This window comes from Brachybacterium vulturis (genome assembly GCF_043641765.1).
Taxonomy (GTDB): domain Bacteria; phylum Actinomycetota; class Actinomycetes; order Actinomycetales; family Dermabacteraceae; genus Brachybacterium; species Brachybacterium vulturis_A.
Genome location: NZ_JBHZRO010000013.1, coordinates 66,379 through 86,689, shown reverse-complemented (window position 1 = coordinate 86,689; position 20,311 = coordinate 66,379). Strand labels below are relative to the sequence as shown.

General features: G+C 71.7%; 13 protein-coding genes. 8 read left to right on the top strand and 5 right to left on the bottom strand.

What is annotated here, in order from left to right; translation table 11 throughout:
• Positions 1 to 88 precede the first annotated feature (88 nt).
• Positions 89 to 838, bottom strand: a complete 750-nt coding sequence (locus tag ACHUEU_RS11435; RefSeq protein ID WP_394216252.1) for a GAP family protein — start codon at positions 836 to 838, stop codon at positions 89 to 91.
• A 102-nt stretch (positions 839 to 940) separates the two neighbouring features.
• Here ACHUEU_RS11435 and ACHUEU_RS11430 point away from each other — a divergent pair, with 102 nt between their 5' ends.
• The 3 genes from ACHUEU_RS11430 (at position 941) to ACHUEU_RS11420 (ending at position 4,702) form a co-directional block, all read left to right on the top strand.
• Positions 941 to 2,206: a sensor histidine kinase gene (locus ACHUEU_RS11430; RefSeq protein ID WP_394216251.1), complete on the top strand. Its 1,266-nt coding sequence runs from the start codon at positions 941 to 943 to the stop codon at positions 2,204 to 2,206.
• Positions 2,203 to 2,904, top strand: coding sequence for a response regulator (locus ACHUEU_RS11425; RefSeq protein WP_394216250.1), 702 nt, complete (start codon positions 2,203 to 2,205; stop codon positions 2,902 to 2,904). The genes ACHUEU_RS11430 and ACHUEU_RS11425 overlap by 4 nt, the downstream gene beginning before the upstream one ends.
• Positions 2,905 to 3,142: 238 nt before the next feature.
• Positions 3,143 to 4,702, top strand: coding sequence for an MDR family MFS transporter (locus ACHUEU_RS11420; RefSeq protein WP_394216249.1), 1,560 nt, complete (start codon positions 3,143 to 3,145; stop codon positions 4,700 to 4,702).
• 45 nt (positions 4,703 to 4,747) lie between these two features.
• Here ACHUEU_RS11420 and ACHUEU_RS11415 read toward each other — a convergent pair whose 3' ends face one another.
• Positions 4,748 to 6,754, bottom strand: a complete 2,007-nt coding sequence (locus ACHUEU_RS11415) for a DUF5107 domain-containing protein (protein ID WP_394216248.1) — start codon at positions 6,752 to 6,754, stop codon at positions 4,748 to 4,750.
• A 256-nt stretch (positions 6,755 to 7,010) separates the two neighbouring features.
• On the opposite strand from ACHUEU_RS11415, the gene ACHUEU_RS11410 reads away from it, so the two are divergent.
• The 5 genes from ACHUEU_RS11410 (at position 7,011) to ACHUEU_RS11390 (ending at position 13,864) form a co-directional block, all read left to right on the top strand.
• The gene (locus tag ACHUEU_RS11410) at positions 7,011 to 8,954 is read left to right on the top strand and encodes an aconitate hydratase (protein ID WP_394216247.1); all 1,944 of its coding nucleotides are present in this window, start codon (positions 7,011 to 7,013) and stop codon (positions 8,952 to 8,954) included.
• Positions 8,955 to 9,066: 112 nt separating this feature from the next.
• Positions 9,067 to 10,350, top strand: coding sequence for an ATP-grasp domain-containing protein (locus ACHUEU_RS11405; RefSeq protein ID WP_394216246.1), 1,284 nt, complete (start codon positions 9,067 to 9,069; stop codon positions 10,348 to 10,350).
• Positions 10,347 to 12,371 (top strand): CocE/NonD family hydrolase, encoded by a 2,025-nt coding sequence (locus ACHUEU_RS11400; RefSeq protein WP_394216245.1) that lies wholly within the window; start codon positions 10,347 to 10,349, stop codon positions 12,369 to 12,371. Before ACHUEU_RS11405 ends, ACHUEU_RS11400 begins: the two co-directional genes overlap by 4 nt.
• A 212-nt stretch (positions 12,372 to 12,583) precedes the next feature.
• The gene (locus ACHUEU_RS11395) at positions 12,584 to 12,796 is read left to right on the top strand and encodes a CsbD family protein (RefSeq protein WP_394216244.1); all 213 of its coding nucleotides are present in this window, start codon (positions 12,584 to 12,586) and stop codon (positions 12,794 to 12,796) included.
• Positions 12,797 to 13,183: 387 nt separating this feature from the next.
• Positions 13,184 to 13,864 carry an AfsR/SARP family transcriptional regulator gene (locus tag ACHUEU_RS11390; RefSeq protein ID WP_394216243.1) on the top strand — a complete coding sequence of 227 codons (681 nt, stop codon included), beginning with the start codon at positions 13,184 to 13,186 and terminating at the stop codon, positions 13,862 to 13,864.
• A gap of 18 nt (positions 13,865 to 13,882) precedes the next feature.
• Here ACHUEU_RS11390 and ACHUEU_RS11385 read toward each other — a convergent pair whose 3' ends face one another.
• From ACHUEU_RS11385 to ACHUEU_RS11375, 3 genes are read right to left on the bottom strand one after another with little or no spacing between them, the layout of a single operon-like run.
• Positions 13,883 to 15,202 carry an ATP-binding protein gene (locus ACHUEU_RS11385; protein WP_394216242.1) on the bottom strand — a complete coding sequence of 440 codons (1,320 nt, stop codon included), beginning with the start codon at positions 15,200 to 15,202 and terminating at the stop codon, positions 13,883 to 13,885.
• Between the two features lies 1 nt (position 15,203).
• Entirely contained in the window at positions 15,204 to 18,779 is a 3,576-nt protein-coding gene (locus ACHUEU_RS11380; RefSeq protein ID WP_394216241.1) for an eCIS core domain-containing protein, read from the bottom strand.
• Positions 18,772 to 20,310: a contractile injection system tape measure protein gene (locus ACHUEU_RS11375; RefSeq protein WP_394216240.1), complete on the bottom strand. Its 1,539-nt coding sequence runs from the start codon at positions 20,308 to 20,310 to the stop codon at positions 18,772 to 18,774. Before ACHUEU_RS11375 ends, ACHUEU_RS11380 begins: the two co-directional genes overlap by 8 nt.
• Position 20,311 lies beyond the last annotated feature (1 nt).

Genomic DNA, 20,311 nt, shown 5'->3' with positions numbered 1-20,311 from the left:
GAGAACTGCCGCGCGGCGTCGTGCGGCGAATGGTCGACGAGGTCGAGTCTACCGGCCGGTCTCCGCGCCGGAGCCGCCGCCGGGACGGTCAGGGCGAGGCGCCGCCGGTGAGCCAGGCCAGCGCCGGCCCCACGGTGTTCAGCGCGATCAGGACCCCGATGATGCCCACCACCCAGGAGAGGGAGCCGGCGGCGTTCTTCACCGCCCACTCGTGGACGCGGTCGAGGAGTGCATCGGCCCGGCCGCCGAGCAGGGCCCGCACTCCGCACAGCAGCGCGCCGGGCAGGATCATGACGGCGCAGTAGCCGATCAGGAGCAGCGAGCCGGAGGCGAGGCCCACCTCCATGTCGGCGAGGATGCCCATCGCCGCGAGATACGGGATCATCGAGGCGGCCTCGATGACGCCCGCCGTGAGGGCCAGGCCGATCAGGAGGGAGGGCCGGCCGGAGGCACGGTGGGCACGGGAGGTCCAGCGGCGCGCCGCGGCCTCGGGATCGCCGCCCCGCTTGGCGACGGACTTGGGGTCCAGGCGGAAGGACCAGATGATCAGCAGCACGCCGGCCACGGCCAGCACCAGCATCACCTGCGGGGCGGCCAGCAGATGCCCGAAGGAGCCGATCAGCGGCAGCAGCCCGGCCAGCAGCGCGATGCCCAGCAGCAGGTAGAACACCCCGATCACCGCCAGGTAGAGCAGGGTGCGGCCGGCCACCCGCAGCGCCCCGCCCCGGCCCACCACGAGCAGGATCACGGGGATCACCAGGGTGCCGATCGAGGTGGAGTCCACCAGCGCGAGCAGGACCAGGCCGAGCGGGCCGGCGGCGTCCATCAACGATTCCATGCCCTCCATGCTCCCGTCGGCCGAGCCCCGGGGCCTCCTCCCTGGGGAGGAACTGTGCGGGGTCCCCCGGCTCGCGGGACGCTCCCGCCGTACTCTCGGAGCATGTCCCGCGCATCGGCTCCCCCTGGCCCCGGCCCGGCGACTCCGCCCGCCGCAGGACGGGACCTGCTGGTGGTGGGCATGTATGTGCTGCTGGTGCTGGTGCTCGCGGTCTCCGGCGTCGCGAACTCCGGCATCCTGGCCCACGGTGGCGCCTGGCCGCGCGAGGTCTCGGTGGGGCTGATGCTCGCCGCCTGTCTGAGCCTGCTCTGGCGACGTCGGCGCCCGGTGATCGCGCTCGCGGTGGCCGGTCCGCTCAGCCTCGTCGAGATCATCGCGGGTGGGCAGATCGCGGCGTACTTCCTGCTGTTCGAGGCGCTGTTCGTCCCGATCATGCACGGCAGCCGGCACCTGGCCCGGGCGACCACCTGGATCGCCTCCGCGGTCGGTGCACTCGCCGTGCTGGCCGGGCTGCTCGCCCGGGCGCCCGGCGAGGTCGTGTTCCTGATCCTGCTGGTGTCCGCACTGCTGATCTCGACCCCGCTGCTGTGGGGCTGGGAGGTGCGCCATCACCGCGAGGCCCGACGCTCCGCCGAGCATCTCGCCGGTCTCGAGCACGAGCTCGCCGCCACCCGCGCCGCCCGCGCAGTGGAGACCGAGCGGCGCAGCATCGCCCATGACCTGCACGATGTGGTCGCCGGGCATCTCAGCGCCGTGTCATTGCACACCAGCCTCGCCGCGACCCTCGAGGACCCGTCCGCGCGCGACGGCTCCCTGACCACCGCGCGGGAATCGGCGCATGCGGCGCTGCGTGACCTGCGCTCGATGATCGGGGTGCTCTCCACCGAGGAGCAGGGCGCGCTGCCCTCGGCGACGCTCGACTGGTCCTCGCTCACCGCCCGGCTGCGGGGGCGGGACCCGGAGGCACAGGTCAGCATCGATCCGGCGCTCCGCGACCCCGGGCAGGTGGAGCCTGCGGTGCAGGCCGCGCTGCTGCGGATCGGTGCCGAGGCCGTCACCAACGCGGTGCGCCACGGAGAGGCACCGCTCTCGATGGAGGTGCGGGTGGAGGCGACCGAGGTGCGATTCTCGCTGCGCAATCGACGGGCGTCACCGAGCACGACCGGCACCGGGATGGGGCGCGGAGCGATCGCGCACCGGGCCGCGGCGGTCGGTGGCAGCGCGATCTCAGCCCCGGCCCCGACGCCGACGCCGACGGACGGTGCGGCGGTCGACACCTGGCAGATGCTCGCCCGGCTGCCGCTGCGGGTCGACGGCGAGGTCGCCCGCCCTGATCCCGACCGTATCGCCGAGGAGCTCCGCCCATGACCTGCCCGCCCTGCGACGACGGCGTCGCCGCGACACCGACCCCTCCGATCCGGGTGGTGGTGGCCGAGGACCATCCGGCCGTGCGCTCCGGCCTGGTCGCGCTGCTGGGCTCGGCCCCGGACATCACCGTGGTCGCCGAGGCGGCCGACGGCGGCGCCGCGGTGGCCGCGACCCGCGAGCGCCGGCCGGACGTGGTCCTCACCGACGTGCGCATGCCCGGAGCCACCGGCATCGAGATCACCCCGCAGCTGCGCGAGACCGGCGCGAACGTGCTGGTGATCTCCGGATTCGACCTGGACGACTATGTGCTCGGGGCGCTCCGGGCCGGGGCCGACGGGTATCTCGTGAAAACCGAGAGCCCGCAGCGGATCCTCGCCGCGGTGCGGGACGTGCACCGCGGCGATGCGGTGCTCTCCGCAGCCGCGACCCGGGCCGTGGTCGGGGCGCTGCGGGGACCGGCGACGGACGCGCCCGCGGCCGCCGCGCCGCCCGCCCCGCCCGGTCCCGCTCCCCGCTTCACCCGCCGGGAGGAGGATGTGCTCGCCCTGGTCGCGGAGGGGCTGACCAACCAGCAGATCGCCTCGCGGCTCTTCGTCGAGGTCACGACGGTGAAGTCGCATCTCTCGCATGCGCTGATGAAACTGGAGCTCGACTCCCGGGTGCAAGCGGCGCTGTGGTGGCAGCAGCATCGGGGCTGACCGGTGCTCACCGCCGGGAGTCATCGGTCGCCGCGCCCGCCGACACGGGAATGCGCACCGGTGACGGCGCGTTGCATCTCACCGTGACGACGAGCCGCCCGCATGACAGGATCACTGAGGCCGCGGATGGTGTCCGTCGGCCGCCACCGGAAGGTGACCTAACCGCTGCGCCCACCCGCGTGCGGGCCCGGGTCCCGGCCCTCCGGTCCCTCGAGGAAGAAAGCACCACTGCGCTCCCATGACCACGAGCACCCCCACCCCCACCGGAGATCTCCCCGCCCTCGAGCTGCCGGGCAGCCTCGACGGCGACTCCCCCGCAGCCGGGACGGCTCCGCGCGAGGGCGCCGCGGACCCCCGCACCACCGTCGTCGCCAGCCCCGCAGCCATCACTGTCACCCCGATCATCGCGGTGCTGGTGGTCTCCGCCTTCGTGATGATCCTCAACGAGACCCTGCTCTCGGTCGCGCTGCCCACCCTGATGGCGGACCTGTCGATCACGGCGGTCACCGCGCAGTGGCTCGCGACCGGTTTCCTGCTCACCATGGCGGTGGTCATCCCCACCACCGGCTTCCTCATGAAGCGGCTGGCGGTGCGGCAGGTGTTCATGCTCGCGATGGGCCTGTTCCTGGCCGGCACCGTCGCCGCGATGCTCGCGCCGACCTTCCCGGTGCTGCTGGGCGCCCGGGTGGTGCAGGCCGCCGGCACCGCGATGGTGCTGCCGCTGCTGATGACCACCGTGCTGGCGCTCGTGCCGATCCGCTCCCGCGGTCTGGTGATGGGCCTGGTGGGCGTGGTGATCTCGGCGGCGCCGGCGCTCGGTCCATCCCTGTCCGGGTTCATCCTCGAGCATCGCTCCTGGCACTATCTGTTCGCGCTCATGCTGCCGATCATCGTGGTCGCCCTGGTCCTCGGGCTGGTCTTCATGCGCAACTACACCGCACCGGAGAAGGTGCGGCTGGACGCGCTGTCGGTGGTGCTCTCCGCGATCGGCTTCGGCGGTCTGATCTACGCGCTCGCCTCGATCAGCCAGATCGTCTCCGGCACCAGCCGCCTGCTCCCGCTGCTGGCCGCCGGGATCGGCGTGCTCGCACTGTCGGTGTTCACCCTCCGTCAGCTGCGCATCCAGTCCCGCGGCGAGGAGCCGCTGCTGGACCTGCGGCCGCTGCGGGTGCGCACCTTCACCGTCTCGGTGCTGGTGATCACGATCGGCTTCGCGACCATGCTCGGCACGGTGGTGGCGCTGCCGCTGTACATGACCGGGGCGCTCGGGATGGGCACGCTCGAGATCGGTCTGACCATGCTGCCCGGTGCGGCGGCCTCGGGCCTGCTGGGCCCGTTCGTCGGCGCCCTCTACGACCGGGTGGGCCCCCGCCCGATCGTGGTGCCGGGCATGGCGCTGATGGCGATCGTGAGCTGGCTCGAGGTGGTGCTGCTCGACGCGGACGCCACCCAGGGCCTGATCATCGCGCTGAACATCCCGCTGGGCATCGGCATGGCGATGGTGATGACCCCGCTGCTGACGCTGTCGCTGGGGGCGCTGCCGCGGTCGCTGTACGGTCACGGCTCGGCGATCCTCAACACCCTCCAGCAGCTCGCCGGGGCGCTCGGCACCGCGGTGTTCATCGCCCTGCTGTCCCTCGGCGCGGCCGTCGCCGCCGCCTCCGGCGCGTCGGTGCAGGCCGCCCAGGCCCACGGTGCTTCCTGGGCCTTCGTGTTCGGCGGCGTGATCACCACGGCCGCGATCGGGCTGGCCCTCACGCTGCGGCCGCTCCCGGCCGAGGCGGGCACCGGCGGTTGAGCCCCGTTCGCGGCGCCGTGCGGCCGCCGCTCTGCACGGGGTGCTCTATCGGTGCCCGTCGATCGGCGCCGTCTGCCGAGGCTCCTCTGCGGTGCCTGTCGCGGACTCCTGCCCGGGAGCCGACATCCGGAAGTCGTAGTGGGCAGGCAGCGGCTCCGCGGAGCCGGTGAGTCGCTGGAACTCGTCCCACAGCCGGTCCAGACTCGCCTCGCCCTCCCGCAGGTCGGGGAGCACGAGGGGCAGCTCCAGAAGGACGGCGGCGCCCGCGGCGTCGCCGAGACCGACCCGTGCACGCGCCTCCTGGAACCGGACCCGGGGCAGGGTGCGCAGTTCGGGCGGCAGCCCGTGGACCAGGTCCATGGCCTGCTGGTGGCGGGCATCGGCCACCAGGGCGGTCAACGCCTCGATCGCGATCCCGCGCCTGCCCGGCTCCAGCTGATGCGCGCGCAGCAGGCCCTCCGCTTGCTCGGAGGGGTCCTCGCACGTCACGGCCAGGGCCCGGCGCGCATCTGCGGTCTCGCGGATCGCCAGGGACCGCTGCCAGAGGCGCCGGGCCGCCGCGGTCGCACCGTCGGCGTGCTCGACATGACCCAGCAGGAGATCGCGCAACCACCCCGTCGGCCCGGCCTGCAGCCGCTCCCTCCACGCCGCACCGGTGACGGCGCTGCGCTGCACGATCGACGGCGGCTCGTGGCCCTGGGCGACGGCCAGCCAGGCCCTCTGCTCCTGCGTGAGCGAGGCGGGGTCGTAGGGGGTGGCCGGGTCGTGGTCGCGGTGGCCGGCCGCGACCTCGAGCGCACCCCAGCCCTCGGCCTCGTTCTCGGTGGCCCGCCGCGGCATCGTCCCCGTGCCCGCTGCCTCGCTGTGCGGCAGCGTCGTGACCGGATGCGCTTCGAGGGAGGTCAGCCGTTCGTGGTGATGCGCCAGCGCTGCCGCGTCGACGGCCGCTGCGCCGGCGGCGGTCACGGCCGTGTCCCAATCCCCGGTCGCGGCCTCGCCGATATCGATCGCCCGGTAGCTCTCGGTGAAGCGCCAGGTCTCGCCGGGCGGCAGCCGCAGGTGCTCGAGCTGGGTCCGTGCGAGGCCGGCCTGGATCTCCGCGTAGGCGCCGGGGCCGGAGAGCCACCGCTGCCAGGTCTCACCCCCGCGTCCCTCCCCCCAGGTGAACAGCTTGCGGCCCCGGAGCTCAGCGGTCGAGGCCTGCCCCAGGCCGCTCCCGGACTCCTCGACGCTCGCGATCCACGGGTGGGCGGCGGTGCTGAGGAAGAAGTAGTCGGCCGATCCCGGATGCCGGGCGGGAAGCGCGAGGTCACGGCCGTCCGCGAGCGGCACGTCCACCCGCCGCAGCTCGTCGGCGTAGCCGAAGTGGAAGGCGGACTCGGCATCGGCCAGCACCCGGGTGGATGCCGATTGCGGCACCGCGATATTGCTCCACCAGTACACCGGGACGTCCTGGTCGGTGGGATTGGTGAGGCGGGCATGCACGTACAGCGCATCGGACCCCGCCGGGAGCGAGACGTCGATCCTCCATGTCACGCCGAGCAGGCGCTCATGCGCCCACAGCCGCAGCACCGGGTCCTCTCCCGTCTCCGCACTCTCCACGATCCCGGCGCACACGGGTTCGCAGGTCAATCCCCAATGTCCGGTGACGCCGAGGTTCCACTCGACCCCACCGGCGAACCAGGCGTTGCGGAGCGCCAGGTTCGCGAAGCGGATCGCGTCGGGCTGGTGCAGGAGCTCGCGGCCCGTGGTCAGGTCCACGATGCTCCACAGGCGACCCCCGAGGTCCAGGAGGAAGGTGGCGCGCAGCCTCCCGTTCTCCAGGATCGCCACCCGGTGCTCGACCTCCATGGTCTCGCGCCCGTAGAAGTCCTGACGCCGGTAGGGCAGCGCGGTGGGGCGACGGTCGGCATGCGCGGGTCCGTACTCCAGCAGCTCCTTCTCGGCCTCGGTGGGGAGCCTGCCTCCCCCGGAGTCGAGGATCAGCTCCCCGTCGTGCCCCGCGAGACGGGCCTGGGGGATGCGGAGAATGGTCTGGGTGACGGAGGCCACGGGGCTCCTTCGACGTCGATGTCGGAGGAGGGCGGAGCCGCGCACGCCGGTCCCGGACCCTCCGTGAGATGGGTGTCCAGTCTAGGCGAACGGGACCGTCGAGCCCGCGAGGCGCGGTCCCGGGACGGCGACAGGAGCGCGCCTCGGAGGGGGTGCGGAGAGCGGTTCGATGGCATTCCTCGGCGAGCGGGCCTACGGTGGGAGGAGATCCGCCGATGGGCCCTGTCGGCGGTCGCTCGTCGAGGAGGATCGCGCCATGCCCAGCACCGTCGCCCAGAAGCTGATCGCCGCCCATCTCGTGGAGGGGACGCCCGAGCCGGGCGCCGAGATCGGCCTGCGGGTGGACCAGACCCTCACCCAGGACGCCACCGGCACCATGGTGATGCTCGAGCTGGAGGCGATGGGCCTGGATCGGATCCGCACCGAGCTGTCGGTGCAGTACGTCGACCACAACCTGCTGCAGACCGACGAGAAGAACCCCGACGACCACCTGTTCCTGCAGTCCGCGGCGGAGCGCTTCGGGCTGTGGTTCTCGAAGGCCGGCAACGGCGTCTCCCATCCCGTCCATCAGGCGCACTTCGGCCGGCCCGGGGCGCTGCTGATCGGCTCGGACTCCCACACCTGCGCCGCCGGGGCCCTGGGCATGCTGGCGATCGGCGTGGGCGGGCTCGAGATCGCGATGGCGATGGCCGGACAGCCGCTGTACGTGAGCACGCCCGAGGTCTGGGGCGTGGAGCTGACCGGCACGATGCCGGACTGGGTCAGCGCGAAGGACGTGGTGCTGGAGATGCTGCGCCGGCACGGGGTCAGCGGCGGCGTGGGCCGCATCATCGAGTACCATGGCGAGGGCCTCGCCCAGCTCACCGCGATGGACCGGCACGTCATCGCGAACATGGGCGCCGAGCTGGGGGCGACCGCGACCGTCTTCCCGGCCGACGACGCCGCCCGCGACTACCTCGAGGCCGTCGGCCGCGGCGACCAGTTCGCGCGCTGGGAGGCCGACGAGGGCGCCGAGTACGACCACACCGAGCACATCGACCTCTCCCAGCTGGAACCGCTGATCGCGATGCCCTCCTCCCCCGGCAACGTGGTCACCGTCGCCTCCGTGGCCGGCGAGGACGTCTCCCAGGTGGTCGTCGGCTCCTCGGCGAACCCGGGGCTGCGGGACGCCGCGGTGGTCGCCGAGATCCTCGAGGGACGCCAGATCGCCGACGGCCTCTCCCTGGACATCAACCCCACCTCCCGCGAGGTCCTCGCCGATCTGATCTCCGGCGGCTGGCTCACCTCCCTGGTCACCGCCGGGGCGCGCATCCACCAGTCCGGCTGCATGGGCTGCATCGGGATGGGGCAGGCTCCCGCGACCGGCCGCAACTCGCTGCGCACCATGCCGCGGAACTTCCCCGGCCGCTCCGGCACCGAGGAGGACGCCGTCTGGCTGTGCTCGCCCGAGACCGCCGCCGCCGCGGCCCTGACCGGGAAGATCACCGATCCGCGCACGCTCGAGGACAGCCACGACCTCGCCTACCCGCGCCCCGCGATGCCCGAGACCTACTCGACGGTGGACAGCATGCTGATGCCTCCCCTGCCGCCCGCGGAGGCGGCGGAGGTGGAGCTGGTCAAGGGACCGAACATCTCCACCCTGCCGGGCTTCTCCCCCGTGGAGGATGACCTGCGGGTGCCGGCCCTGCTGGTGATGGGTGATGACGTCTCCACCGACGAGATCATGCCGGCCGGCTCCCGGGTGCTGCCCTTCCGCTCCAACATCCCCAAGATCGCCGAGTTCTCCTTCACCCGGATCGACGAGACCTATCCCGATCGGTCGCGTCAGGCCGAGGCGGGGCATGTGGTGCTCGCCGGGAAGAACTACGGGCAGGGCTCCTCCCGCGAACATGCGGTGATCGCCCCGCGCTACCTGGGGCTGCGCGCCGTGATCGCGGTGAGCTTCGCGCGGATCCACTGGCAGAACCTGTCCAACTTCGGGATCATCCCGCTGGAGTTCGCGGACCCCGCCGATCTCGAGGCGGCCTCCGTCGACGACGAGGTGGTGCTCGAGGGCATCCACGACGCGCTGCGCGAGGGCGGTCCGCTGCACGGGACGATCGGCGGGCGCGAGGTGACGCTGACCCATCGGCTCTCCCCGCGCCAGGTGGACATGGTGCTGGCCGGAGGGAGGATCCCGCTGGCGGCCTCGCAGATCTGAGAGGCGGCGCCGACCGGCCGGTCACGGTCCTGTACGGGGCGCGCCCCTGGGCGGACAATGGGGACTGCATCCCCGATCTCCCGGGCACAGCCACGGTCGAAGGAGACCGTCCATGCATCGCAACGTCTTCGTCCTCGGACTCGATCAGCACAACCACGAGATCCTGCGCCGGCTTCCCGGTGCCGCCGACCTCACCTTCCACGGTCTGCTGCCCCGTCGCCAGTTGCAGGGCACCGTGATCGACGTGCCGGAGCTGCTGCACCGGGCGGAGACGGAGCTCGACGCCTTCGACGGGTCCGTGGACGCCATCGTGAGCTTCTGGGACTTCCCCATGGTGACCATGGTGCCGATCCTGTGCGCGCGTCGGGGACTGCCCGCCACCAGCCTGGAGTCCGTGCTGCGCTGCGAGCACAAGTACTGGTCCCGCCTCGTCCAGCGCGAGGTGATCGAGGAGGTCCCCGCCTTCGGGCTGCTGGATCCCGACATCCCGGGGCCGACGCTGCCGGAGGGGATGCGTTATCCGGTGTGGATCAAGCCCGTGAACTCCGTGGCCTCCGAGGGGGCGTACCGGCTCGCGGACGATGACGACCTGCAGCGGCGACTTCCCCAGGTGCGTGCTGTGATCGACCGTCTGGGACCGCCGTTCCAGCAGGTGATGGATATGGCCGAGCTCCCGGGCGAGATCGCGGACCTCGGCGGACGAGGGTGCCTGGTCGAGGAGGCCGTGACGGGTCACCAGATGACCGTCGAGGGATTCAGCCTGGACGGAGAAGTGGTGGTGTACGGCGTCGTCGATTCCTTCGACTACCCGGGCAGCGCGAGCTTCCTGCGCTACCAATACCCCTCGAGCGCGCCGCCGGCCGTGCGGGAGCGCCTCACCGACCTCTCCCGCCGCGTCATCGAGGCGACGGGCCTGACCCGATCGACCTTCAACATCGAGTTTTTCTGGGACGCGGCGACCGGCGCCGTGCACCTGCTCGAGGTCAACGCCCGCCACTCGCAGTCCCATGCGGCGCTGTTCGAGATGGTCGACGGCGTCTCCAACCACCAGGCGATGGTCGACGTGGCCTTCGGCCGCGCCCCTCAGCTCCGCCATCGCGCCGGTGACCACGCTCTGGCCGCCAAGTGGTTCCTGCGACGCTTCGGCGACGGGATCGTGCGCTCGGTGCCCACCGCCGATCAGATCGCCGAGCTCGAACGGGAGCTGCCCGGCACCAGCATCCACGTCACCGCCGTCCCCGGCGAGCGATTGTCGGAGCGGCTGTACGAGGACGGTTACAGCAGTGTGCTGGCCACCGTCTTCACCGGCGGGGCCGACGAGGAGCAGATCACGCACGCCTATCAGCACTGCGCCCGGAGCCTGGAGTTCGGGATCGACGAGGTGGAGGACCGATGAGGACGCTCGAGACCTTCCCGCACGAGGTCCAGGAGACCGAGCACCTGTGGATCCCGATGTCCGACGGCACCCGCCTGGCCGCCCGGCTGTGGCGACCGCTCTCCTCCGATGCCGAGCCGGTGCCCGGGGTGCTGGAGCTGATCCCGTACCGGCAGCGGGACCTCACGGCCCAGCGCGATTCGATCCATCACCCGTACATGGCGGGGCACGGCTACGCCTGTCTGCGGGTGGACCTGCGCGGCAGCGGCAACTCGGAGGGCGTGCTGACCGACGAGTACCTCGACCAGGAGCTCACCGACGCCGAGGAAATCCTCGCCTGGTTGGCCGCCCAGCCCTGGTGCTCCGGCCGCACCGGGATGATGGGCATCTCCTGGGGCGGGTTCAACGCGCTGCAGGTGGCGGCCCGTCGGCCCCCGAGCCTGGGGGCGATCATCAGCTGCAGCTCGACCGACGACCGCTACACGGACGACGTGCACTACATGGGCGGCTGCCTGCTCACCGACAACCTGTCCTGGGCCTCGACGATGTTCGCCTACAACGCGTGCCCCCCGGATCCCGCGATCGTGGGCGAGGCGTGGCGGACGATGTGGCAGGACCGCCTGGACGGCAGCGGACTGTGGCTGGAGACGTGGCTGCGCCATCAGCGTCGCGATGAGTACTGGAAGCACGGCTCGGTCAACGAGGACTACTCCGCGATCGACGTGCCCGTGATGGCGGTCAGCGGATGGGCCGACGGCTACTCCAACGCCGTCTTCCGCCTGCTGGAGAACCTCTCCTCGCCGGTGCGCGGGCTGATCGGCCCATGGAGCCACAAGTATCCTCACCTGGGCGAGCCTGGCCCCGCCATCGGGTTCCTGCAGGAGGCGGTCCGCTGGTGGGACCACTGGCTGAAGGATGCCCGGGAGAACGGCGCGATGGACAGACCGGCCCTGACGATCTGGATGCAGGATGCGGCACCCCCGGCGACCACCTATGTGCGCCGGCCGGGCCGCTGGGTGGGCGAGGCGACATGGCCCAGCGAGAACATCACCCCGACTCGCTTTCCTCTGGGGTTCTACTCGATCCATGCCCCGGGCGAGGAGATCCTCCACGGCGATCCGCGTTCAGTCCGTTCCCCGCTGTCGGTGGGACAGTTCGCCGGCAAATGGTGCTCCTACAACGCGCCCCCGGACATGCCGTACGACCAGCGGGAGGAGGATGGCGGCTCCCTCGTGTTCACCAGCCGCCCGCTCACCGAGACGCTCGAGCTGCTCGGTGCCCCGGAGGTCGAGCTGGACCTGTCGGTGGACCAGCCGTGCGCCCAGCTCATCGTCCGTCTGTCGGACATCGGACCGGGCGGCGAGGCCACCCGCGTCAGCTACGGCGTCCTGAACCTCACCCACCATCACGGAGCAGACGCCCCCGAGGACCTGGTCCCCGGCGAGCGCCGCACCGCGCGGGTGCAGTTGAACGGTTTGGCGCAGTCCTTTCCGCCCGGTCACCAGCTGCGGCTGTCCGTCTCGACGTCCTACTGGCCGGTGGTATGGCCGCCGCCGGAACCGGTGCGGATGACCATCCATCCCCGGAGCAGCGTGCTGGTGCTCCCGGTGCGTCCGCGCCCGGCGCAGGACACCCTCCCGGACTTCGACGAGCCCGAGGGCGCGGAGCCGCTGCAGTCCACGCAGCTGGTCGCCGGCGCGCAGGACTGGCGCGTCAGTCGCAACATGGTCGACCTCTCGGGCCGGCTCGAGGTGATCAAGGACCTGGGGACCGTGCGCTTGGAGGGCATCGGTCTGGACGTGCGGCGCAGTGCCCACGAGACCTACGGGTTCGTCGCCGGGGACGTCCATTCCGTGCGCGGGGAGACGCTGTGGGAGGTCGGGTTCGCGCGAGGGGACTGGTCGGCCCGGGCCACCACGCGCACCGTGCTGACCTCCACGGCGACCGAGTTCCACGTCTACGCCGAGCTGGACGCCTGGGAGGGGTCCGAGCGGGTGCACTCACAGACCTGGAGCACCTCGATCCCGCGCGACCACGTGTGAGTCACCGGCCGGTACCGGAGGTCGGCGCGCTGCGGATCGTCGATGGCCCGGCCGGCCGGGCCGATGTCCCCGATCCTGTCCTCGTGCGGGCCCGCCGGAGACTGCACTGTGGATGCGCTCCGACCGGCAGGTCAGTCACTTCGAACGCTGACGTTCTACACTCGACACCACCGTGCGCCACCGGCGCGCACCCTCGACACAGGAGGTTGGCGATGAGTGCTGACGAGAAGTTCGAGAACGCGAAGGACAAGCTGAGCGGCCAGGCCAAGGAAGGCTTCGGCAAGGTCTCCGGCGACAAGGAGACCGAGGCCGAGGGCCAGGCCCAGCAGGGCAAGGCCGACGCCAAGGACAAGCTCCAGGACGCGCGCGACTCCGTGAAGGGCGCGGCCGAGGGCATGTTCGGCGACAAGGACAAGCGCGACTGACCCTGCCACCAGATCCCTGACGCACATGAGGGTGGAGCGCCGTATGGGCGTTCCACCCTCATATGCGTCGGATTCCTGGTGGGGCCGACGCGCGCTCGGCACGCCGCCCGGGGGCTTGAGCGACGACGGCCGGCGGGGCGAGGGCCCGCCGTTCCGCATCCCACGAGCATCACCTCCCCGGGTTCAGGACGCGGTCATGAGCGCTGCGGACGTCTGAGCGGTGCGGAGCACGCGGACCCCTGCCTGACCTTGACTCCTCTGTCCGATACGTCCAGTATCGAGAGAAGCGATCACCGGGCTCGGAGGTGCGACGTGGACACAGCCCCGCATTGCCGACGAGCCGATCTGAGGGTCCTCCGTGAGGTCATCGCCTCCCGCGACGGTGACATGATCCCGCTGTCCCCCACCTCCGAACGCCTGCTGGTGTATCTCGCACTGCAGCGGGGGCCGGTCTCTCGGCTCCTGGTCCGCGAGACGCTGTGGTGCGGCATCGATGAGCACCGCGCCGGGGCCAGCCTGCGCACAGCGCTGTGGCGGCTGCATCCGGTGGGGCTGGTGCGCTGCTCCGCCTCCCATCTGCGCCTGGACCCTGCGGTCTCGGTGGACCTGCATCGCGCGATCGACGGAGCGCAGTCGGTGCTGCGCGACACCGTGCCGGAGCACGGACTGTCGGCATTGGCGGTCGAGCTCGTCGACATCGGTGATGAGCTGCTGCCGGGCTGGTACGAGGACTGGGTCCTCGCCGAGCGGGAGCAGTACCGTCTGCTGCGGCTGAACGCGCTGGACCGTCTCGGGGAGCGTCTGTTGGCGGCAGGACTGTGGTGCGAGGTGCTGCAGCTCGCCCTTGCCGCGACCCGTGCCGAGCCCCTCCGGGAGAGCTCGCGTCGGTTGCTGATCCAGGTGAACCTGCGGCAGGGGAACATCGTCGAGGCCGTGCGCCAGTACCAGTGCTACGCCGAGCTGCTGCGCGTCGAGATCGGCAGCCGACCCTCCTGGGAGCTGCAACAGCTGCTGCGGCCCTTCCTGAGGACGGCTTCGGCGACCTCGGGTGGGCCGCCGTCCCGCTGAGCGGCGCGCCTCTGATGGTCAGACCATCCTGCCCTCCTTGCCCAGCTCGCGGAGGATCGCCGCCTCGAGCACCGCGCTCTCCAGCGGGCGCATCCCCTGGGCGAGCGTCTCGATCGCGCAGTGCTGGGCGACGTTGACGATGCCCGCACCGGTCAGTTCGAAGCGCCGGGCGATGGCCGACCAGTCGATATCCGGCGCCACCTCGACCTGGGAGGGGAAGACCTTCTGCCAGATCCGCAGCCGGTCCGCGGCCGACGGTGCGGGGAAGGCGATCGATCCCTGGAAGCGGCGCATGAACGCCTCGTCGAGGTTGCCGCGCTGGTTGGTGGCGAGGATGACCAGCCCGGCATGGTTCTCGAGGCGCTGCAGGAGGAAGGCGACCTCCTGATTCGCGTACTTGTCGTGAGCATCTCGGATCTCGGTGCGCTTGCCGAACAGCGCATCCGCCTCGTCGAAGAACAGGATCCAGTCCTTGTGCTCGGCCTTGTCGAACAGGCCGGCGAGGTTCTTCTCGGTCTCGCCGATGTACTTCGAGACCACCCGGGACAGGTCGATCCGGAACACGGCACGGCCCGTGGAGCGGCCCAGCAGCATGGCGGTGAGGGTCTTGCCGGTGCCGGGCGGGCCATGGAACAGGGCCCGGTAGCCGCGGGCGACCCGTCGGCCCATCCCCCAGTCCTCCCGGGCTGTGCGCTCATGGCGCACCCAGTCCTCGATCTCACCGATCTGCCGCACCGTGGTGGGATGGAGCACCACGTCATCCCAGTCCAGCTCTGTGTAGACATGCTCCGCGGGGAAGCTGCTGCTGAACCGGGGCAGGCTGATCCCGCCGGTGGTCAGGCGCTCGACGAGCTCGGAGTCGAGGATCAGGCGGCCGCTCATCACCGGTTCACCCTCCCGGACTCCGTCCAGCCACAGCAGCCGCCGCTGGGTGAGCCAGTGGTCGCCGGAGAGCAGGCGGGCCACGTCCAGCCGACGTCCCAAGTCATCGCCGGCGAGCACGAACTGGGCGGTCTCCCCGGTGGGCAGCACACCGCGGTGGTTCTCGGTGCGGACCCCACCGAACACGGGCAGCTCCCCACCCTCCGGCAGATGCGGGGCCACGATGCTGCTGAAGAAGTCGGGATCCAGATGCGGGACGAGGGCGAGCAGGAGCAGCACATGCTCCTGTGGGGTGGGCTCGCGCCCGTCGAGCGCCGGGGCGAGGACGGCCGGTTCCAGGTCCGGCGGCGGGAGCGGCGAGCCGTCGATCGGTGCGGCCACCAGATGCGCTTCGAGGCGGCCGACGAGGAGGGTGCGCAGGGCGGCGAGTTCGCGGGTGAGAGCGGCGGGGTCCATGTCAGATCTCCTCGCCCTTGTTCCGCTCGCTGGGAGTGAAACCCTGGTCCAGGGCCCAGCCGCGCTTGATGCGGGCGACGTGGTCCCAGAGCTTCTGGCCGGCGAGATCGGGGTGTCCCCCATCCAGGTTCTCCTGGATGGAGCTGTTCTCTCGACTGTCTCCCAGGAAGATGTTCGCGGCGAAGCCGAAGAATGCACGGTAGCGCTTCTTCGCGGCATCGCGGACCGTCTCCTGGGTCAGCGGGGTCTTCACCGGTGTGTGCGAGGCCCCGATCGAGCCTCTCTCCTCCAGCAGGACCTTGGCCCGCACCAACGTCTTGTCATGGAGGAACGTGAGGTAGTGGCTTCGCATGTCCCCGGCGGAGACGACATGTCGGCGGGCGATGCCCCTGGCCACATTCAGGTTTGCTAGCTGCTCGGCCGTCATTCCCTCGCGTTTCGCGTCCCGGAGGTGCTCGGCGCCCTCGGAGATGTTCTCCTTCACATGGGTCGCGATTCCTCGCTTCTGGGCGTCGGAGAAGCTGCCGCGCGAGATCCGGAGCTCCTTGATGATCTTCAGGCCGCCGCCTCGGAGCTCCAGGAACTCCAGCCGCTCGCCGCCGGCGGCACCCCAGCTCGTCAGCGCGTCCACGATCTTCCCGGCGATCCCGTGCAGCAGCCCGTCCAGCCGTGACGCGGTGTCCTCGGCCGTGGCGAGCTCGTCTCCGGAGGCGGCGGCCGCAACGTCCTCGTCGAACGCTCGCAGCTGCTGCTGGAGGGGCTGGGCCTCCTCGACATCCGCCCGCACCGCAGCGACCTTCGGATCGGCATCCTCCTTCTCGACCTCCGCTTCCTTCGCCTGCTGTGCCAGGAACTCGTGAGGCGGCAGCGGCACCGAGCGGACTACGAGCTCGGCACGCTGCGCCCCGCCCTCGAACCCGAGGGTGTGCTGCTCATCCCCGGCCCGGAGCGGGATCCGCTTGCGCCACCACTGCAGGACGCTGCGGGCGGCGCTCTTGGCCTTGTCGGTGGCCTTCTTGAGGGTGCGCTCCAGCCAGTCGACGATCTTGTCGAGCGCCCGGTCGACGGGGGCGCGGAGGCGCTCGACGATCGCCACCAGCTTCTCGGGGATCCCGCCCAGCCCTGCGAAGTTCGCCAGGAAGCTGATCACCAGCGAGAGGGTGCGCACCATGGTCTGCTCGACGCTCTGTGCGGCCCCGACGATGCGGCCGGCCGCGATCGCGGTGATGGAGTCCACGAAGGAGCCGACCACGGCGGCGATCTGCTGGATCTTCTCGACGAAGAAGCTGATGGTCCGCCAGATCGCGACGATGGCCTGCAGGACCGCGCCGGCCGGGTTCAGCATCATCACCAGGCGCGCCACCGCGGCCTGGACCACCTGGGTGGCGACCATGTCCAGGATCGAGGTGATCAGGTGGTCCTTGAGAGCGGTCAGCTCGCCCTGGATCTGCTCCCAAGCGGCCGCAGGGCCCTCCTGCACCAGGGTGACCAGCACGGCCGCGGTGCGCTCCAGGCCCACCAGCACGGGTTCGGGGATGACCCGCAGCAGCTTGCCGCGGATCTTCTGCCAGGTGATCCCGAGGATCGACAGGAGCATCTTGAGGATCTCGACGAGGCTGAAGGAGGTGGGGATGTAGACGTCGGCGGCGGCGAGCGGACCGACCAGCCAACTGATCAGGGCCGTGCGCAGGTGGATGAGGATGTTATCGGCGAAGTTCTGGAAGCCGAGGCGGGCGGCGGCGACCAGGTTCCGCACGAAGCCGACGGGGTCGCGGACGATGATGCCGAAGGTGCTGCGAGCCCTGGCGATGTACGGCATCAGGCGTGGCGCCACCACGTCGACCAGGATGGTCAGCAGACCCAGCACCTGCCGCAGACCCCAGGCCACGAAGTCCTCGGCGATGCCGACGAAGGTGGTGATGACCGTGCCGGCGGCGTCGAGAACGCTCAGCAGATCGGTCCATTCCCAGGCGCTCAGCGCGGCGAGGATCCGCTCGGGGACGGAGGCGACCAGCGGCAGCAGCTCGGCCCGCGCCGTCTGGAACCAGGCCCATGCCCGCTCCACGGCGTTCGCGGCGCGCAGGTTCTCCCAGATCTCGGCCTGGCCGATCAGCGTCATGAACCCGCCGATCAGCGCCTCCGGGGTGGGGTCGACCTCCTCGTCGGTGATCGGGTCGTAGCCCAGCAGGGCGGTCAGCAGCGGATAGCCGCGGGTCTGCGCGGCCCAGGCGGCCACCGGTGGCAGGATCACGGCCTTGACCAGTTCGAAGATGCCGACGGCGACGTCGACGCAGACGTCGATCACCGCGTCCGCCGCGCCCAGGACCAGGTCCTTGCCCCGGTCCCACACGTCGCCGAGATCGAGGATGTCGCTGAGCCCGAGAGAGTCGAGGAAGCGGTCCAGCGCCGCGACCAGCCGCTCACCGAGGTCCAGCAGGCTCCCCAGCTGCTCCTCGATCCACCCGGCGGCGCTCTCGAACACTCCGTGCGCGTCCAGGGTCTGCGTGATCTCGGTGCCGAAGGGCACCAGCTCGACCAGCGCCCGCAGGAGGTTCGCCCCGGAGCGCTCGACGTCCTCGCCTGTGATCGGATCGGTCTCCAGGGCGAGGGTGAGCATCCGGTAGCCCGGGATGTCGCCCACCTTGTCGGCGATGTACTCCAGGACGTCGTCCATCCCGAGCCGCTGGACGTCCGGGGTCGTGGGGCCCACCTGCCGGGCGATATGGGCCGCAGCCGACGGGCCTGCGGTGCGCGGGCCGGAGCGGAGCGGGCCGGTGGCTCCGGGGGCTGCTGTAGTTCCTGTCCCGGCTGCGGGTCCTGCGCCCGTGACCGGCGCGCCGGTCGGGCGTGGGGCGTTGGTCGTGCGGGGCGCCGCGGTGGTTCCCGGTGCCGCGGTCGCTCCGGGGGATGTCGCGCCCTGCTGGATGGTGTGCGTGAGCTCGTGGGCGAGGAGATGGCGTCCCTCCGGGGTGCCCGGGCGGAATTGTCCCGGGGCGAAGAAGACGTGGCCGCGGTAGGTGAAGGCCTTCGCGCCCAGCCGTCGGCTGAGGCGCCCGGCCTGCTCGTCAGTGTGGAGGCGGATAGTGGCCAGGGGCACGCCGAGTCGGGGTTCGAGGAAGGTGCGCTCCGCGGCGGGGAGCGGCTGCCCGCCGGTGGCGGCCGCGCGGAGCTCGGCCGGGGAGACGGGTCCGTGGCGGTCGCGCAGTGCCGTGACCGCCGCGGAGGGGGAGCGCTGGACGGGCTCCTCCTCCGTCGTGCGCTGCGCCTCCTCGCGCGCCGCAGAGGGCTGCACCTCTTCGGCCGCCGCGTCGCGCTGGATCTCCTCCGTGCCGGATGCGCTGCGATGGACCGGGCCGACGGGCATCCGCAGCACGGTGTCGGCGGTGTGCTCGGCCTGCTTCTCCAATGGGTCCGAGGGCGCGCTGACCGTGAGCCCGCCCTGGACCGGCCCGGCCCGGCCCGCGCGCTTCCGGGCGACGCTGCCCGTGCCGGCTCGCTGGGCGGCGGGGAAGAAGCTGTCGTGGCGGTTCCCGACCGAGCTGCGGGAGCGTTTGGTGACCTGCGCCTTCTCAGCCATGGGGCGGCCCCCACTGCACGCTCAGCATCCGGGGCATCCAGGGCAGCTGGATCAGGGAGACCGGCCAGGGCAGGGCCTCGAGCAGCACGTCGGATCCGCGGGTGCCGACGTGCAGCCGGTCCTCCCCAGTGGGATCACCGTCCGTGGCGAGCTCCAGCAGCCCCTCACGGTTCAGGAACTCACCGCGCAGCGCTGCGGGCTCGGAACCGCCCAGAGCGCCCCAGTGCTCGATCGCGGCGCGCAGCAGGGCGTCGGCCTCCTCGTCCTCGGCGGTGCCCAGTCCCTGGTCGGCGTCCAGGGGCGTCGTCAGCGGCATGCCGCACAGCAGTTTGGCGAGGGTCGCCCGATGCTCGGGGACAGTGCGCTCCCCCGTGGCGAGCAGGTGCAGCAGGGCGACCGCCCGCTGGGGCGCGGTGATCATGTCCCCGGAGGCGGCGCCGAGACCCTCGAGGTAGCGGGGCAGGAACACGTGCAGCAGCACGATCCCGGCGGCGTCGACCCGCAGTGTCCGGTCCGGGAGTCCGACGGTCTCCTCGCGCGGTTGGTCGCGGCTCGGGTGATCCGAGGCCGCACTTCTGGTGAGCGGCGGGCCGGCCCCCGCTGGAGGCCGTCCGTCCGAGGGCGCGGCGGGCTCAGTGGACGGGGTGAGGTCGGTGCTCGCCGCGGGTCCGGAGGGTGCAGGGGCTCCGGCGCCGACCAGTCCACGCTGCTCGGGGGAGGCCGTCCGGTCCGGACGATCGCCGGTCTTCGCAGCGGGCCGGTTCTCGGCCGTTGGGGCAGCGGCTCCCTCGAGGACCGCCTCTGCGAGCTCCGCCGCAGTCACGGGGCTCCCCTCGGCTGCCGCGGCGAACGCGGCGTCCAGTACCCGGCGCTCGGCGTGGGACCGGGCCGGCAGATCCCCGTTCCCTCCGGTGAGCACCGTGCGGGCGGCCGCCGCGGTCGCGGGAGCGATCGCCGTGAGCAGGCGGAACCGGAGCTGGTGCGGGAGCTGGCCGTGCAGGCGGGTGCGGGCAGACGATGACCGCAGCACCTCGCGCAGTCGGTCCTGCCGCGTCCCGGTGGCGACCGGGCCGCCGTCCTCGTCCCACGCGGTCTGCAGCGCCGTCGCCAGATCCGCACCCGCGGGAAGGCGGAACGACCAGGGCAGGCGCCCGGTGGTCAGGAAGACCAGCAGGGCCTCATCCGCCGCCTCCCCCACGCTGAGCCGCCGCGCGGTCGCGACAGCGGAGTCCTCGTGCTCGGGCACGAGGGTGTCGACGCCGGCCCGACGCAGCCGGTGCACGCGCTCTCGTACTTCCGCCGCGATCTGCGGGACGACGTCGTCCAGGGCGAGGCCCAGGGTGGGCAGGTCGATGTCGAGGCGGTCGATCCGCAGCACGGCACCGTCGGGATCCAGCGGCGACAGGGCACGCTCGATGGCCGCCGGGAGCTCCTGCGCGCACAGCTGCGCGAGCCGGGCCCGCACGGCCAGGCCCTCGGCCTCGGTGCCCACCACCTTGACCTCGAGGGTCTCGCGCCGGATCCTGATCATC

Coding starts and splice junctions, on each gene's coding strand:
- ACHUEU_RS11390 (WP_394216243.1), top strand. CDS start 13,184: ATGATCCCGCTGTCCCCCACCTCCGAACGCCTGCTGGTGTATCTCGCA.
- ACHUEU_RS11375 (WP_394216240.1), bottom strand. CDS start 20,310: ATGATCAGGATCCGGCGCGAGACCCTCGAGGTCAAGGTGGTGGGCACC.
- ACHUEU_RS11430 (WP_394216251.1), top strand. CDS start 941: ATGTCCCGCGCATCGGCTCCCCCTGGCCCCGGCCCGGCGACTCCGCCC.
- ACHUEU_RS11410 (WP_394216247.1), top strand. CDS start 7,011: ATGCCCAGCACCGTCGCCCAGAAGCTGATCGCCGCCCATCTCGTGGAG.
- ACHUEU_RS11405 (WP_394216246.1), top strand. CDS start 9,067: ATGCATCGCAACGTCTTCGTCCTCGGACTCGATCAGCACAACCACGAG.
- ACHUEU_RS11400 (WP_394216245.1), top strand. CDS start 10,347: ATGAGGACGCTCGAGACCTTCCCGCACGAGGTCCAGGAGACCGAGCAC.
- ACHUEU_RS11380 (WP_394216241.1), bottom strand. CDS start 18,779: ATGGCTGAGAAGGCGCAGGTCACCAAACGCTCCCGCAGCTCGGTCGGG.
- ACHUEU_RS11385 (WP_394216242.1), bottom strand. CDS start 15,202: ATGGACCCCGCCGCTCTCACCCGCGAACTCGCCGCCCTGCGCACCCTC.
- ACHUEU_RS11435 (WP_394216252.1), bottom strand. CDS start 838: ATGGAATCGTTGATGGACGCCGCCGGCCCGCTCGGCCTGGTCCTGCTC.
- ACHUEU_RS11395 (WP_394216244.1), top strand. CDS start 12,584: ATGAGTGCTGACGAGAAGTTCGAGAACGCGAAGGACAAGCTGAGCGGC.
- ACHUEU_RS11425 (WP_394216250.1), top strand. CDS start 2,203: ATGACCTGCCCGCCCTGCGACGACGGCGTCGCCGCGACACCGACCCCT.
- ACHUEU_RS11420 (WP_394216249.1), top strand. CDS start 3,143: ATGACCACGAGCACCCCCACCCCCACCGGAGATCTCCCCGCCCTCGAG.